Genomic DNA, 15,997 nt, shown 5'->3' on the forward strand with positions numbered 1-15,997 from the left:
GATGGCAGTTGAGTGCGTAGCAGGCAGTCATGTAGCGCCCGAAGAACGTTTTGATTATTTCTGGCGCCAGCAGGGCGAGTGGGTCGAAGAGCCTAATCGCCGGCGTGGTGGTGAAAGCGGCGTGCAGCGCGTGATGGGCACCAATGGACGCTTGCTCTACGCCAAGCGCCAGACCGGGCATATCTACCGCAGCTGGCTGCATCCGTTTGGCCGCCCCACTGTGTTGCGCGAGCGGGACGCGATCAAGGGCCTGCGCCTGTTGGATGTCCGCGTGCCGGAGATGGTCTTCTGCGAGGCGCGCCGCGACTCCGAGCAGCGCTGGCAGGCACTGTTGGTGACCGCCGCCCTGGATGGCTTTGATGAAATTGAAAACTGGTACGCCGCCGGTGGCCGTGAGCAGTACGGTGAGCGGGTGCACGAGCGCGTGCTCAAGGAACTGGCCGGCACCCTGGCGCGCATGCACCGCGGGCGCTGGCAGCACGGTTGCCTGTATATCAAGCATATTTTCGTGCGGGTGACGGGCGAAGGTGACGCCGCTAACGTTGAAGTGGCACTGCTGGATTTCGAGAAATGCCGCCAGCGCTTGACCGCTTATCGGGCCGCCTCCCATGACATGCTGCAACTGCGTCGCCATTCGTCGTGGAATGCTACCGACTGGGCGAAACTCAGCTACTTTTACGAGACGGCGTTTGGCAGCGCTATCAAGGGTTTAACCAGATGAAGCTAGAAATAGCACGAGGTCTGTTCTTGGTCGGGGCGTTGGGCGTTGCAGCCCTGGCGCTGGCGGCGTGGGAACAGCCTCGCACACAGGTGCTCAGCGCAACGCAGGGTGGCGGGCAATGCCTGTTGCCGCGCGTTGCCAAGGCGAGCACTGCGGTCAAGCCTGATCATGAGCTGTTGCTGTTCATGTTTGGCATGTCTCAAGGCATGAGGCCGCAGAGTTGAAACGATTCAAACCCCCGGAAAAGGGCCTTGCGATGCGAGGCCCTTTTTTTTGCCTGCGTGTCAGGCCTTGTCCGGCTTGGCCAGCAAGGTGTAGACGCACGGCAACACAAACAACGTGAACAGCGTGCCGATCGACATCCCCGTCGCAATCACCATACCGATATCAAACCGACTGACCGCGCCAGCGCCCGTGGCGAAAATCAGCGGCACCATGCCGAACACCATCGCCGCAGTGGTCATCAGCACCGGCCTTAGGCGAATTGCGGCGGCTTCTTCGACTGCCTGGCGGGGCGTCAGGCCCTTGTCCTTGCGCAGTTGGTTGGCGAACTCCACGATCAGGATCCCGTGCTTGCTGATCAAGCCGATCAGCGTGACCAAACCGACCTGGGTGTAGATGTTCATGCTCGACCACCCCAGGAACAGCGGAATCAGCGCCCCACAAATCGACAATGGCACCGTCACCAGGATCACCAGCGGGTCACGGAAGCTTTCGAACTGCGCCGCCAGCACCAAAAAGATGATCGCCAGGGCCAGGCCAAAGGTGACCCATAGCGCCGTGCCTTCCTGGATAAATTGCCGGGATGCGCCGCTGTAGTCGAACGCATAGCCGGGCGGGGTTTCTTCAACGGCAATCTGGCGCACCGTGTCGATGGCTTCGCCCATGCTGACAATAGGGAAGCCCGAGATCAGCGCCGAGTTGAGTTGCTGGAACTGGTTCAACTGCCGAGGGCGGGCGCGGTCCGTGACGGTGATCAGCGTGGAGAGTGGCAACAGCTCAGCCCTGGCGTTTTTTACGTAGTAGTTGTTCAGCCATTCGGGGTTGTCGCGGTAAGCACGTTCGACCTGGGCGATCACCTTGTAACTGCGCCCGTCCAGGGTGAACCGGTTGATTTCCGCCTCCGCCAGCAAGGTTGCCAGGGTGCCGCCGAGGTCCTGCATCGACACACCCATCTGCGCCGCCTTGGCGCGGTCGATATCCACCACCACTTCAGGTTTGTCGAACGCCAGGTCGATGTCCACAAAGGCAAACTTGCCCGACTCCATCGCGCGCTTTTTCACGCGGTTGGCCACCTCGAGCAACGACTCATAATCGTTGGCCGTGTTGATGACGAATCCGAACGGCAAGCCTTCACCCGTACCGGGCAAGGAGGGCAGGTTGAAGCCGAACACTTGCAGGCCGGGTATCTGCTCCAGGCGCTTTTGCACCTCGGGCAGGATTTGCATCTGCGTGCGGTCGCGCTCGTTCCACGGCTTGAGCAGGAACCCGCCGATGCCCGACTGCACCCCGTTGAAGCCATTGATCTGGAACGACGAGTAATACTCCGGAAACTCTTTGAAGATCTGGATGAATTCGTCGGTGTAGGTGTTGAGGTAGTCGAGGTTGGTCGGCTGCGGCGCGCTGGCCATCATGAAAATGATGCCCTGGTCTTCGTCCGGTGCCAGCTGCGACTGGGTGAACTTGAGGAACAGCGGGATCAGGCACAGCACAATCAACGCAAACACGATCACCACCGGCCGCGTGTTCAGGGTGCCGTGCAGCATGCGTTGGTAGCGGCGCTTGAGGCCGTCGAAAATCCGGTCGAGACGGTGAGACAGGCCCGAAGGGTTTTCATCGTGACGCAACAACAGCGCGCACATCATCGGCGACAGCGTCAGGGCGACGATGCCGGAGATGATCACCGCCCCGGCCAGTGTCAGCGCGAACTCCTTGAACAAGGCGCCGGTAAGCCCTTCGAGAAAACCAATCGGCGCATACACCGCCGCCAGGGTGATGGTCATCGACACCACCGGCAAGGCGATTTCCCGCGCACCTTCCAGCGCCGCGTCCAGGGGCGTCTTGCCTTCCTCGATATGCCGGTGGATGTTTTCCACCACCACGATGGCGTCGTCCACCACCAGGCCAATGGCCAGGACCATCGCCAGCAGGGTCAGCAGGTTGATCGAGTAGCCCATCAACTGCATGAAGAACAGCACGCCGATCATCGACAGCGGGATAGTGATCACCGGGATCACCACCGAACGCAGGGCGCCGAGGAACAGGAACACCACCACGATCACGATCAGCACCGCTTCAAACAGGGTCTTGACCACCTCGTTGATGGAGGCCTGGATAAACAGCGTGGCGTCGTAGGCGATTTCTGCCTTGAGGTTGGGCGGCAGCTGGGATTCCAGCTCCGGCATGATCTTGCGCACTTCCTTGATCACATCCAGCGGGTTGGCGCTGGGCGTGGCCTTGATGCCGATGTACACCGACGGCGTGCCGCCAAACGAGCTGATCGCGTTGTAGTTTTCTGCGCCCATTTCCACCCGTGCCACGTCCCGCAGCAGCACACGGCTGTCGCCGTCGGTTTTCACGGTGATCGCGCCAAAGGCCTCGGCGGACTTGAGGTCGGTGTTGGCGTTGATGCTGGTGACCACCAACTCGCCCTTCACCTCGCCGGCGGCGGACAGGAAGTTGTAGCGGCGCACGGCGTCGGTGATGTCGCTGGCACTGAGGCCGAAGCCCGCGAGCTTGACCGGGTCTAGCCAGATACGCATGGCAAACACCTGGTTGCCGAGGATCTCCGCTTCGGCCATGCCGGGCAGGGTGGCGAGCTTGGGCTGGATCACGCGCGATAAATAGTCGGTGATCTGCGGGTTGCTCAGTTCCCCGCTGGAGAAGCTGATGTACATCAGTGCCGAGGCGTCGGCGGCCTCTTTGCTCAGCACTGGGTCTTCGGCGTCCTGCGGCAGTTTGTTCTTCACCTCGTTGGCCTTGGCCAGCAACTCGGTAAACAGCCGGTCACTGTTGGCGCCGATGCGCGCGTAGATCGAGATCACCGAGAAGTTCTGGCGGCTCACCGAGGTCATGTAGTCAATGCCTTCGGCACTGGCCAGGCTTTGCTGCAGGGGCTGGGTGATATAGCCCTGGATGGTCTCCGCGTTGGCACCAGGGTAGGCGGTGGTCACGGTGATCAGGGCGTTTTCCATACTCGGGTACTGGCGCAACGGCAGCTTGCTGTAGGCCTGGAAGCCCAGCAACACGATCAGCAGGCTGACCACCATGGCCAGCACGGGTCGGCGGATAAAGACGTCGGTGAACTTCATGGCTCAGTGCCCTGCCGGCAGGTTTTTGTCCGGGCTGATGGCAATGGGCGTGCCGTTGTCCAGCTTTAGCTGGCCGGCGCTGACCACCTGCTCGCCGGCTTTCAAGCCTTTGTTCACCCGTACCACGCCGCCGCGCCGTTCACCGGTTTCGACAAAGCGTCGTTCGGCGATCAGCAGGGGCTTGCCATCGGCATCCTTTTCCACCTCGCCGCTCTCGGCTTTTTTCTCGGCCACGGCGTACACCGAGTTGCCGTAGAGGGTGTAGGTAATCGCGCCTTCAGGCACCACGATCTGCGGGGCGGGGTTGGGCAGTAGCACGTCCAGGCTGGTGAACATGCCGGGCAGCAGCTTGCCCTCCGGGTTGGCCAGGGTAGCGCGCACCAGCACATTGCGCGTGCTGTTCTCCACCTTGGGGTTGATCGCACTGACGTTGCCGGGAAATTGCTCGCCAGGGTAAGCCGAGACTTCCACCTGCACCGCCTGCCCGAGGGCGACCTTGGGCACGGAGTGTTCGGGGATATAGAAATCAACGTAGAGGCTGCTGATGTCCTGCAGGGTGGCGATCACTGTGCCGCTGGCCAGGTAGTCACCCACGTCCACCTGGCGAATGCCGATGGTGCCGCTGAACGGCGCGACGATGTGCTTTTTCGCCAGCGACGCCTTGAGCTGGTTGACCGTGGCCTTGTTCTTTTGCAGCTGCGCGGAAAGGCGATCGAACTCGCCTTTGGAGATGGCCTGGCTGCCCACCAGTTGGCTGCCGCGACCGTAATCCAGCTGGGCCAGGCCCAGATCCGCCTGGGCGGTTTCCAGCAGGGCGCTTTCCACTGCGCTGTCGAGTTGCACCAGCGGTTGCCCGGCCTTGACCTTCTGCCCGGACTCGAACTGCACGTCCTTGACCGTGCCGGCCACCTCCAGGCTCAGGTTCACCCCTTGCAACGCCTTGAGCGTACCCACCGAAGGCAAGCGCAGTTGCCAGGGCTGCTCAGCCGCCGTCGCGACGGCCACACTGACCGGCGGCTTGGGTTTGGAAAAGACCTGAATCTGCTGATAGATGGAAAAGGCTTTATAGCCCGCCAACAGCAGGACGATTAACAGGACGACACCCAACATGATCAGCATGCGACGGCGCAGCATATTCCGATTCCTTGGAAAAACTGGGACAGACGAAGACAGACGATTGTCGGAACATTACTCCGAGTATTGGGGGTATTCCACTCGGTATTTCTGACAGGTAAACGGACCTGTAGGCGCCCGGCTTGCCGGCGATGAGGGCCTCAAGCCTTGCGGCGATGTGAAGTACGCTATCGCCGGCAAGCCGGGCTCCTACAGGGAATTGCGTCAGATCAGGTGGAGATGGTTGTCCCAGAGCCCTGCGGGCAACTCCAACGGTTTTGCTACCAGTTGTTTCTGGCGGCAATCGTAGAAGCGGCAACGACCCTGGCCGGACGTGACGACAAAGCCGTCCTCGACGGCACCCACACCAGCACAGTCAGGCAGCGGCCCATCCAGGCGCAGCGCGCCGCTGTCCATGTCCCAGATAAAGAAGCGATTGCCCCGCGGCGCGGTCAACGCCACCAGGCGCAGTTCGCTGTGCACCGCCACGCTGGCGGTGTAGTGCCCCATGGCCTGCAACTGCTCATCGGCCACCGGGAAGGCCACGAACGGCTGCCCTGGGCGCTTGATCGCCAACAACTCGGAGCGCTCCTGGGACGGCCCCATGAACTGCTGCCCGGTGAGGATGGTGCCATCGCTGGCGATCCCCATGTGGCGGACGCTGTTCATCTGCTGGCCGAGGGTTTCCTTGCTGATCAAGGTGCCGTCGCGGTGCATCAGCACCAAGCTCGGTTCCATGGCGTTGAGGTTCATCTCCACGCGACTTTCGGCTTCGGTGCGAATGCCGCCGTTGGCCACCACCAGGGTTTCGCCATCGGGCATCCACGACACCTGGTGCGGGCCGATACCGTGGGTGGAGAGCTCACCGCTGTGTACCAGCCGCTCGCCTTCGAACCTGTACACGCCGAGCAGGCCACGGCCGGGGTCGGAGGTGTCGTTTTCGGTGGCGTACAGCCAATCGCCGCTCTTGTGGATGACCGCGTGGCCATAGAAGTGGCGATTGGCGTGGGAGGTGATGGTTTGCAGCAGCGCGCCATCACGCAGGTCGATCAGGTAACTCTCGGTGCCCGGGCGACGGGCGACAAACAGCGCGATTGGCAGCGTCGGGTGGTTGATGATGTCGTGGCAGCGCTGGCCGACCTGGGTGGCAAACACCGGCTTGCCGTCCAGGCGGTAGCCGACGGCGTAGTGCTTGCCGTCCGCATCATCGCGCGCCGACAGCAGCAGCGGACCCTTGTCCTTGCTTTTGAACAGCGTCCAGCCACCCAGAGTGAGTGCACTGAGCAGCACGCTGCCAACCGCCAAAGCCTGTCGCCTGAGCATCATCAGTCACCGTCGTTGGCATTGAAGCCCAGTTGGATGCCCAGCGCCTTGGCCAGTTCGCCTTCGTGCAGGCGGTGGACGACGTTGAGGCTGTCGTAGATATCGTTGAGCTGCTGGCGCCCGGCGTCATCGTTCAACAGTTCGTTGAGGGTGCGCTGGTTGCTGGCGAACAGTTTCAGGGACGCGGCATAGGCAGCGTCGATCTTGTCGGCCAATGGCTTCTGCTCGGACGGCAGCAGGCCACGCAGGCCTTTGTTGTCGACGCCGACCCATACGGTCTGGGCGGCGGCGAGGCTGGCTTCGAGGCTTTGCAGGGACGACTGGCTGCGCCATGCATCGGCTTGGAATGGCTGCGGGATGCCCTTGGTCTGGCGGCCCATCGGCGTGCCGAGTTTTTTCTTCAGGGTGTCCAGTGCGGTCACTTGGACGCGCAGCAGGTCGGCGATGGCTTCGTGGGAATCGGCATAGCGCTGGTTAGGAAACTTGGTCATCTGCGCGAGCATGCCGTCGGTGCTGTTCCAGCTGGCCAGGATCTCTTCGGCCAGGGCCTTCTGACGGTCGCCGATGGCGACCAGCAGCGGGCAATAACGGGCTTTTTGGGCGTCGTCGGCAATGTCGGTCTTGGCGTCATAGAGGATGTATTCGTAGGCCGACAGGCCTTGTACCACCACGCTGGACTTGGCCAGGGCGGCACCGTCGATCTGCGGCTGGCTGGCGACCAACTGCTCGACCTGGCGGCCGACCAGGTTCTTCTTGTCTGGCCAGAACTGCACCTGCCACGAACGGTTGCCTTCGGCCAACGGGCCGATCAGCAGAGGTTGCAGCTCGGCCCAGGCTTTTTGGGCGTGGAGGAAGTCTGCACGGGCGGTGTCCAGGCTCTCTTTGCCCTGGCAGTAGGCAAGGGCGCTGACGGCCAGTTGACGGTCGGCTTCAACCCAACGGCTGTAGGTCGGCAGGATCACTTGCTTGGCGATGGCCGCCGAGGTCACCGCTTGCGGGTCCTGGGGCGAGCAGGCGCCAAGGGCGAGGGCGGCCAGGCTGGTGAACAACAACTTGGGACGGAACATGTCGAGCTCCCTTCTGTAATTGGGGCGAAGCTTATAAAGAATTCAGGAACGCCAGCAACGCTGCGCGCTGCTCGGCATTAAAGGACAACACATGCTGCTGCGCCGCTTGTGCTTCGCCGCCGTGCCACAGCACGGCTTCGAGCAGGTTGCGGGCGCGGCCGTCATGCAGAAACTGGGTGTGGCCACTCACGGTTTGCGTCAAGCCAATGCCCCACAACGGCGGGGTGCGCCAGTCGCGGCCACCGGCCTTGAATTCGCTGCGGTTGTCGGCCAGGCCCGGCCCCATGTCGTGCAACAGCAGGTCGCTGTAGGGGCGGATCATTTGGTTGGCCAGCTCAGGTTCAGCGGCATTCGCGGCCGTGGTGAACGCGGGCGTGTGGCAACCCTGGCAGCCGGCTTGATAGAACAGGTTTTTGCCGGCCAGCACCTGCGGCGTGTTGACGCCCCGGCGCGCCGGCACGGCGAGGTTACGGGTATAGAACAGCACCAGGCGCAGGATGTTGTCGCTGACTTCCGGCTCGCCATCGGCGCCATTGCCGTTGGGGGCCTGTTTGCAGGCGACTTGGGCATCGGTGCAGTCATCGAAGGGTCTCAACGAGGTGGTGAGGCCCATATCACCAGAAAACGCGTGAACATTTTGTTGATTGAGGTTGGGTTGCCCGGCTTTCCAGCCAAAACGCCCGAGCACGGTTTTTTGCTGGGCATCGTCCCAGACCCAATTGGCGCGGCCAACGATGGCTTCCTTGTCGGCAGTCTTCGGGTCGGTGTTGCGCAGGATATCGGCGTCGCTGATGGCTTCGAGCAGGCCCAGGCCGATCATCGGCGGGGCGATGCGTGCGGAGAAGCGTGTCTCTGGATGCATGGGGCCATAACCGAGCTGGGTGATCTGCAGGTCTGGCTTGCGCAACTCGACTACGGTGCCGTCCTTGAACGTCACGTTGACCGGTGTGTAATCCATGCGCACCTTGCCTTCAGGTGCGACGCCCGGCACGGCCATGTCTTGCAGTTGCCCGCCGTAGACGGGCTCGGGCACTACGCCGACCTGTTCGATAAGCTTGGCGTAGGCCGGGGTATCCGGAATGGACAGGCGCACCAGCATTGACACCGCATTGGGGGCGTCGGGCAGCGGCGGATGGCCGCGACCGTCCTTTATATGGCAGTTCTGGCAGGCATTGGTGTTGAACAACGGGCCCAGGCCATCACGCGCCGTGGTGGTGGACGGCGCGATCACCCAGGGGCTGCGGAAGAAGCTGTTGCCGACGCTGAAATCCAGGCGCCGGGTGGGCGACAGGTTGGCCGAAGGCAGGGAAAACGCGTTCTGGTCACGCTTGTTCACCGTCGCAGCGCCGCCCGCCCGTGATTCACCCGGCTCGGCCTTGGTAAACCTGGGCGCGTCATCGCAGGCGCTCAGGCTCAAGGCCAGCACGGCTGCGGACAGGCGAAAAAGCGAACGGAACATCGAGTTTCCCGGACGAAGACGAAAAATAAGGTCGCAAAGTCTAACAGGGCGGGGCGCAATGAATAAGAGCAATTATCGTTTGGTCGAATCCGATTCATTCCCGCTAGAATGACCGCACATTTTTTTCTGGAGGTGGCCAATGCAGGCTCTCGACGCTTTGCTCAACCGTGTTTCCGTGCCACGCCTGCTGGAACCGGCACCGACCCAGGAGCAGCGCGACGTGCTGTTCGCCGCCGCCATGCGCGCGCCCGACCACGGCCAACTGCGCCCTTGGCGTTTCCTCACGGTTGAAGGGGCTGCCCGTGAGCAGATGGGCACGCTGCTGGCCGAAGCCGCACGCCTGCAGGACGCCGATGCGCCGCAAGCCGCCATCGACAAGGCCCAGAACGGCCCGTTGCGCGCGCCGCTGGTGGTGGTGGTGATTGCCCGCCTGCAAGAACATTTCAAGGTGCCGAAATCCGAGCAACTGCTGGCCGCCGCCTGCGCCGCCCACGGCATCCTGTTGGCCGCGTATGCCCAGGGGATCGGCGCGGTGTGGCGCACGGGCGAATTGTCCTACTCGGCCCATGTCGCCAAAGGCCTGGGGCTGACGGCGGATGAGGAAGTGATTGGCTTCCTTTACCTGGGCACGCCGCAGAACCCGCCGCGTACCGCGGCTAAAGAGGATGTGGCGGCGTTTGTCCAGGCTTGGACTGGTCTCTAATGGTAGGAGCCGGCTTGCCGGCGATGAGGCCCTTGAGAGTGGCATCAATTTCAAGGCTGCCATCGCCGGCAAGCCGGCTCCTACAGGGTTTTGTGCAAGCTGTCAGACCCTGAACTGATCCATCAACTTCATTTGCTGGCTGGCCAATGCATTCAGTTGGCTGCTGATGGCCGCCGACTCGGTGGCCTGGCCGGTGAGGGTCTCGGTTACGGTGCGGATCGCCGAGACGTTGCGGTTGACCTCTTCGGCCACGGCGCTTTGTTGTTCGGCGGCGCTGGCGATCTGCAGGTTCATGTCGCTGATCACGGTGACCGCGTCACTGATCTTGCCCAAGGCCTGCACCGCCTGATGAATCTGCCCGGCATTGCTCTGGGCTTGGCTCTGGCTTGAATGCATAGTGGCCACCACGCCACGGGTGCCGCTCTGGATGCGTTCGATCACCAGGCGGATTTCCTCTACCGAATCCTGGGTGCGCTTGGCTAGGTTGCGCACTTCGTCGGCCACCACCGCAAAGCCACGGCCGCTTTCCCCGGCGCGTGCGGCTTCGATGGCGGCGTTCAGCGCCAGCAGGTTGGTCTGCTCTGCGATGCTGCGGATCACTTCCAGCACTGAACCGATTTGTTCGCTGTTGACCGCCAAGGCTTCGACTTCGCCCACGGCCTTGCTGACTTCTTCGGCCAGGGTGGTGATGTCGCGAGTGCTCTGCTCGATGATCGACATGCCTTCGCGCGCCGACTGATCAGCCCCGCGTGCCGCGCTGGCGGCATTCGAGGCACTGTTGGCGACGTCGTGGGCAGTGGCACTCATCTCGTTGGACGCGGTGGCCACCTGGTCGATTTCGCGGAACTGTACCTGCATGCCTTCGCTGGTCTGGCGGGCGATGGCGGAGGACTGGTCAGCGGTGCCACGGGCTTCAGTGATACTTTGCTTGATCTGCGCGATGGTCGGTTGCAGCTTGTCGAGGAAGCGGTTGAACCAGTTCACCAACTCGCCCAGTTCATCCTTCTTGGCATAGGCCAGGCGTTGGGTGAGGTCGCCGTCACCGCTGGCGATGTCCTTGAGCATGGCTGCCACGCTGTTGATTGGGCGGGTGACGCCGGTGGCGGTCAGCCAGATCAGCAACAAGCCCAGCAGGCCGGCGGCGGCAGCCACCAGCAGCGCCTTGAGGGTGCCGGCTTCCTGAGCGTCATCGAGTACCGCTTGCAGTTTGACGTTGTCGGCGAGCATCACCGCTTTTGGTAGCTTGATCACCACGCCCCAGGATTTGGCATCGGCAATCGGCTTCACCGGGTACACCGCGCGAATGGTGCCGTCCTGTTCGCGAATCATGCGGTTGTCGCTCGCCAGCAGTTGCACGATTTCCTTGCCTTCGGCACCGAGGGTGTCGATCAGGTTCTTGCCGACCTTGGCCGGCTCGCCACTGTAGGCGGCAATCAGACCGGTGCTGGAAAGTATTTCCAGGTGCGCAGCGCCATTGAACACGTCTTTCTGTGCCGCGTCGGTGCTGGCCTGCAAGGCGTTGAGGGCGATGTCGACGCCCACCACGCCAATGACTTTCGCGTCCACGATCAGCGGCAGGGAGATGGTGGTCATCAACACGGGTTTGCCGGCCACGGTGTCTTCGTACGGGTCCAGCAGGCAAGTGCTACGGGTGTCGCGTGGGCAGGTGTACCAGATGTTGTAGGGCGTACCGCTGAGGTTGAGGGTGGTCTTGGTCAGGTCGTCCTCGACCATGATGGTGTTCAAGCCTTCGCCGCCTGCACGGCTCCAGTAGCTGGAGAACCGCCCCTTTTCGTTGGAGACGCGAGCCTTGTCGTCGATGAATTCGCTGTCCTTGCCGTCCAGGCCATTGGGTTCGAATGAAAGCCAGATGCCCAACACTTTGCTATTGCGTTCGAAGGCGGTTTTCAGGCTCTGGTTAAGTGCTTCGCGCAGTGCGCCAGGCTCCAGTCCGCGCTGGGCGGCCAGGTTGCGCAGGTCCTTGATCTGATCGGCCAGGGCGGTCACGGCCACCAGGCTGTCACCAAAGGTTTTCTGCAACTGCACCGCTTGCTCGGCGGCCTTGGCCTGCAGCAGTTGTTCCACGCTGGCGGTGAGCATGCGCGAGCTGGAGTCGCTGACCAGTTGATCGTTCTGGTTGGTGTTGTAGAGGTTGATGCCGACGACCAGCGCGATCACCCCCAACAGGCAAAGGCCCGACAGCAACACGATTTTCAAGCGAATGGAGAGGGTGTCGAACATAGGTTCACTCACGAATGGACTTGTTTGAAGGCACGCAGTGCAGGCCAAGTCCATTCAGCGCTATGTCTGAAACATCGGCGTCATGATTCAATTCATGAGAGAGAGGCGATGAGCGGTAGGAAAAACCCTACAAGCAGCATTATACGGGCGCTGCAAGCCGTTCCGGGCGTGACCAGATCCACAGATTGCCCAGGCTCATCCCAGCAATGGCCAGGTAGATCGGCCAGCCATGATCGAGCATCACCAGCATCAACAGGGCGCACAGCAGCATGCTCACGGTGGCGCTGACTTTGGCACGACGGGCGATGATCTTGCCGTTGCGCCAATTGAACAGGATCGGCCCAAACAGCCGGTGGTTTTCCAGCCAGGCACTGAGGCGCGGAGAGCTTTTGGTGGCGGCCCACGCGGCGAGCAGGATGAATTCGGTGGTGGGCAAACCCGGGATGACAATCGCCACCAGCCCGATGCCCAGGCTGACGTAGGCCAGCAGGCCGAAGAGGATCCGGGCGATTTTCGAGGTGGATTGGGTTTTGCCGGTCATGGGAGCGATTTGCACGAGAAGGGGTTTCACCCCCTGTAGGAGCCCGGCTTGCCGGCGATGGCGCTTTCACGAACGCCATCGCCGGCAAGCCGGGCTCCTACAGGGGGAGGTGAGGGTCAGGCCAGTTCAGGGGCGCTAGCGTACGCCTGTTCCAGCAGCACGGTGAAGCGCACAAACGCGTCGATCGCGCCTTTTTCCACCGCGGCTTCTTCTTCGGCGCTGAATTCCAGGGCGTCGAGGGTACGGGTGAAGCTTTTCCAGCCTTCGGCACGACCACCGGCCGGCTCACCCAGGTGACGGGCACCGAAGGTTTCGCTCAGGCCCAGGCCGACGGCGCGCTTGATCAGGAACGCGGCGCCCAGCTTGGAGCCTTCGGAGACAAACAACCAGCCCAGGGCTTCGGCCTTGCTCGGGTTCTTCACGGCGCCGGCGACCGGTGCCGGTACGTCTGTGTCCAGGTCGCCCAGGTCCAGCTTGGCGGCTTCGGCGCGGCAGCGCTCGGCCAGGTCCGGCACGATCTTGATCAGCTCGGGGTCGTTGTACAGGGCTACCAGTTCCGACTGGAACAGATACTGCGCCACCACGAAGCGGGCGAAGTTGGCCTGGGTTTCAAACGGGGCGTGGGCCTTGACCAGCGCGTCGAGCTTGGTATGTGGCTCGTTGGTGATCTGGTTCAGGCGCTGGGAGCGCAGGCTTGCACGTTCTGCGGTTGGGGAAGCGGTCATGAAAAAAGTCCTTGAGAAGGGAAGCGCCTTGGTGCCCGAAAGAGAGCTGTTATCAACTAGACGAACAAGAAGACGCGGCACAGTAAAAAATCCTCACCCCCGACGTTGAATAAAGGCGCCGGGGTGAGGCGGGTTTCATCAGATGTCCCAGATTACGTTGATCGCGAAGTTGCGACCCGGCTGGGTCAGGCGGTCGAGGTTGGCCGGGGAGGTCACACCGGCTTCGCCGACGCCGTCGTAGCTGCGCACGTCATCCCAGTTCCAGTACTTCTTGTCGGTGAGGTTGTAGAGGCCGCCGTTGACGGTCACGTCGTTGGTGACCTTGTAGAAGGCGGTCAGGTCAAGCACGCCGAAGCCTGGGGTCTTGAACGGGCCAGTGGTGCTGCCGTCAGGCGCGTGGAAGGTGGTGCTGTCGACGCGGTTCTGCTTTTTCACCAGGGTCCAGCTCAGCAGGCCACCGTAGGTGTCCTGGTCGTAGCCCAGGCCGAATACGCCCTTGAGCGGGTTGACGCTGTTGAGCGCTTCGCCATTGTCGTCGTTGCGGCCATAGGTGTAGCCAACCGAACCCTGGGTGTACAGGCCTTGCGGTGCGCCGAAGGCATCGAGGTTCAGGCGCCCTTTGGCTTCTATCCCCTTGATGGTGGCGTGCTTGATGTTGTTGGCTTCGAATTGCTGTGAGGTGCCGCCGGCGACGGAGGCGTCCTCGTCGATGAAGTCGCGGTATTTGTTGTAGAACACAGCGATATCAAACGAACCGGAATCGAAGTTGCCGCGAATCCCGGTTTCCACGCCCTTGCTGCTTTCCGGCTTGAGGTCTGGGTTGGGCTCGACGGTGTAGCCCTGCTGCAGGTTTTCAAAGCGGCCATACAAGGCTTTGGCCGACGGTGTGCGGAAGCCTTCAGCGTATTGGCCGAACCAGGTGTAGTGATCGGTCAGTGCGTAGGTCAGGCCGAATTTGGGCGTCACGCGGTGCCAGGTTTTTTCCTTGTCGCTGTGGGCGTAGATCCGCGTCGGGTCGACAGTGTTGAGGAACTCTTCAGTCAACTTGGGCTTGAGCTGGGTGTAGTCGTAGCGCACAGCGGGCAGGAAAGTCCACTTGTCCCAGGTGATCTGGTCTTGTGCGAACAGCGAGTAGGTGTTGATGGTCGGGTCCGGGAAGTCACTGGCCTTTTTCACGCTGTCGCTGGCAATCGGGCTGGGCGCGCCGATGGCCGTGCAACCGCTGCCGACCGCCAGGCAGGTGGCGCCGCCTTCGCGGGAGCCGGTGACTTTCTGCTGTTTGAGGGTGGTGCCGTAGGTGACTTGGTGATCGGTGTCGCCCACGCTGAACGCCTTGTCCAGCTGTGCGTCGAATACCCACTGTTTTTCCTCGTAGAGGGTTTCGCGGGTACGCAGGACGCGGCGGGACGGCTGGTAGATTTCGGCAGTGGACTGGTCGGTCTTGGCGATCTGGTAGTTGAGGCTGGTCTTGATCTGGTCGGCAATCGGCGAGTCAAGGGCGAAGCGGTTTTCGATGCCGAAACGCTCGCGGGTGATGGTGTCGTTGCCCGACCGCGCACGGTAGAAGTTGAAGCCGCGCCCACCGGTGAACGGGCCACCCACGGCATTCTTGAGATTGACGTCGCGATCATCCTTGAACTTCTCGTACGTCAGGCCCAGTCGATTGTCGTCACCGTAGTTCCAGCCCAGCTTGGCCAGCACGTTGGTGGTGCGCGCGTCCTCGGGGTTGGCGCCGGTGCGCGCCAGGCCCGTGGCGTTGTTGCCATCGTAGGATTCCATCTCATGGCCATTGCGCTGGCTCAAGTGCAGCAAACCGTCGAAGTCCTGCACGCGGCCGGCGACGGTGCCGGAGGTCAGCCAGCTTTCGTCGGCGGAGCTGTAGCCGGTCTTGAGGCGGGCGCCGAAGTCCTGGCCGGGCTTGATGATGTCATCCGGGTCGAGGGTGAAATAACTGACGGCGCCGCCGATCGCGCTGCTGCCGTACAGGGCCGAGGCCGGGCCGCGCAGGATTTCCACGCGCTTGACGATTTCCGGGTCGACGTAGTTGCGGCGGGTCTTGGCGTAGGGGCCGTTGAAGAAGTTGTCCGGCACTTCCACACCATCCACCTGGGTGAGGATGCGGTCGCCGTCGATGCCGCGAATGTTGTAGCCCGAATTGCTTGAGCGGCCACCCGCACCGCCGACCGAGACGTTAGGTTCATAACGCACCAGTTCACGAATGGTATTCACGTTCTGGCGGTCCAGCTCCTCGCGTTCCTGCACGGTCACGGTGCTGGGCACGCTGCCGATGTTTTGCTCGTTACGGGTAGCGCTGATGGTCACCTGCTGCAGGTTGAGGGTGCCGCCCGTTGCGCGTTTCTCCAGCACGATGTTGTTGCTGCCCAGTTTGCGGTAGCTCAGGTTGGTCCCCACCAACAGCCGGTCCAGGGCTTTTTCCGGCGACAACGGCCCGCGTACGCCAGGGGACGACACACCCTGGCCCAGCTCGGCCGGCAAGCCGACCTGCCAGCCGGTCACGGCGGTAAAAGCGTTGAGTGCCGAGACCAGCGGCTGCTGCTCGATACTGAAATTGTAGTTGCCGTGGCTGCGCGGGGCGGGTTCTGCGGCGGTGGCCGTCATCACTGGCGCACCGGCCAGCAGGATGGCTGCAGTCAGCAAGGACAGGACGGGCGAAGAGGACCGGCGGTTGAAACAAGAGGACATCGAGAGCGCTCCGGGGTACGAATCTTATAGTTGCGAACTGAAACAAATAGGAATCAGTTGCATTGGCTAAGACGAGACGTACCATCGTTG

The 15,997-nt window shown here is 62.2% G+C and carries 12 protein-coding genes; 3 read left to right on the plus strand and 9 right to left on the minus strand.

Going from position 1 to position 15,997, the window contains the following annotated elements; genetic code table 11:
* Position 1 precedes the first annotated feature (1 nt).
* On the plus strand, positions 2-721 hold the full coding sequence (locus AC0IYN_RS16405; protein WP_406598640.1) for a lipopolysaccharide kinase InaA family protein: 720 nt from the start codon (positions 2-4) through the stop codon (positions 719-721).
* The gene (locus AC0IYN_RS16410; protein ID WP_406598639.1) at positions 718-945 is read left to right on the plus strand and encodes a hypothetical protein; all 228 of its coding nucleotides are present in this window, start codon (positions 718-720) and stop codon (positions 943-945) included. Before AC0IYN_RS16405 ends, AC0IYN_RS16410 begins: the two co-directional genes overlap by 4 nt.
* 60 nt (positions 946-1,005) lie before the next feature.
* On the opposite strand, the gene AC0IYN_RS16415 is transcribed toward AC0IYN_RS16410, so the two are convergent.
* The 5 genes from AC0IYN_RS16415 to AC0IYN_RS16435 all read right to left on the minus strand — a co-directional run bounded on the left by AC0IYN_RS16415 (position 1,006) and on the right by AC0IYN_RS16435 (position 8,994).
* Positions 1,006-4,032 carry a multidrug efflux RND transporter permease subunit gene (locus AC0IYN_RS16415; RefSeq protein WP_457239969.1) on the minus strand — a complete coding sequence of 1,009 codons (3,027 nt, stop codon included), beginning with the start codon at positions 4,030-4,032 and terminating at the stop codon, positions 1,006-1,008.
* Positions 4,033-4,035: 3 nt separating this feature from the next.
* Positions 4,036-5,166 (minus strand): efflux RND transporter periplasmic adaptor subunit, encoded by a 1,131-nt coding sequence (locus AC0IYN_RS16420; protein ID WP_471842330.1) that lies wholly within the window; start codon positions 5,164-5,166, stop codon positions 4,036-4,038.
* A gap of 204 nt (positions 5,167-5,370) precedes the next feature.
* Positions 5,371-6,468: a DUF1513 domain-containing protein gene (locus AC0IYN_RS16425; protein WP_078050051.1), complete on the minus strand. Its 1,098-nt coding sequence runs from the start codon at positions 6,466-6,468 to the stop codon at positions 5,371-5,373.
* A gap of 2 nt (positions 6,469-6,470) precedes the next feature.
* Positions 6,471-7,535 (minus strand): imelysin family protein, encoded by a 1,065-nt coding sequence (locus AC0IYN_RS16430; protein ID WP_071489310.1) that lies wholly within the window; start codon positions 7,533-7,535, stop codon positions 6,471-6,473.
* Between the two features lie 31 nt (positions 7,536-7,566).
* Entirely contained in the window at positions 7,567-8,994 is a 1,428-nt protein-coding gene (locus tag AC0IYN_RS16435; protein WP_457239971.1) for a di-heme oxidoreductase family protein, read from the minus strand.
* Positions 8,995-9,133: 139 nt separating this feature from the next.
* Between AC0IYN_RS16435 and AC0IYN_RS16440 the strand changes: the two genes are divergently transcribed.
* Positions 9,134-9,697, plus strand: a complete 564-nt coding sequence (locus AC0IYN_RS16440) for an NAD(P)H nitroreductase (RefSeq protein ID WP_053135698.1) — start codon at positions 9,134-9,136, stop codon at positions 9,695-9,697.
* A 102-nt stretch (positions 9,698-9,799) separates the two neighbouring features.
* Here AC0IYN_RS16440 and AC0IYN_RS16445 read toward each other — a convergent pair whose 3' ends face one another.
* The 4 genes from AC0IYN_RS16445 to AC0IYN_RS16460 form a co-directional block, all read right to left on the minus strand.
* Complete coding sequence (locus AC0IYN_RS16445; RefSeq protein ID WP_471842331.1) at positions 9,800-11,938, minus strand: methyl-accepting chemotaxis protein; 2,139 nt, start codon at positions 11,936-11,938, stop codon at positions 9,800-9,802.
* Positions 11,939-12,077: 139 nt separating this feature from the next.
* Complete coding sequence (locus AC0IYN_RS16450; RefSeq protein ID WP_406598663.1) at positions 12,078-12,479, minus strand: YbaN family protein; 402 nt, start codon at positions 12,477-12,479, stop codon at positions 12,078-12,080.
* A gap of 116 nt (positions 12,480-12,595) precedes the next feature.
* Positions 12,596-13,204, minus strand: a complete 609-nt coding sequence (locus AC0IYN_RS16455) for a biliverdin-producing heme oxygenase (protein WP_406599940.1) — start codon at positions 13,202-13,204, stop codon at positions 12,596-12,598.
* Between the two features lie 138 nt (positions 13,205-13,342).
* On the minus strand, positions 13,343-15,907 hold the full coding sequence (locus tag AC0IYN_RS16460) for a TonB-dependent receptor (RefSeq protein ID WP_406599939.1): 2,565 nt from the start codon (positions 15,905-15,907) through the stop codon (positions 13,343-13,345).
* Between the last annotated feature and the right edge of the window lie 90 nt (positions 15,908-15,997).

The organism is Pseudomonas sp. AC112 (genome assembly GCF_979253545.1).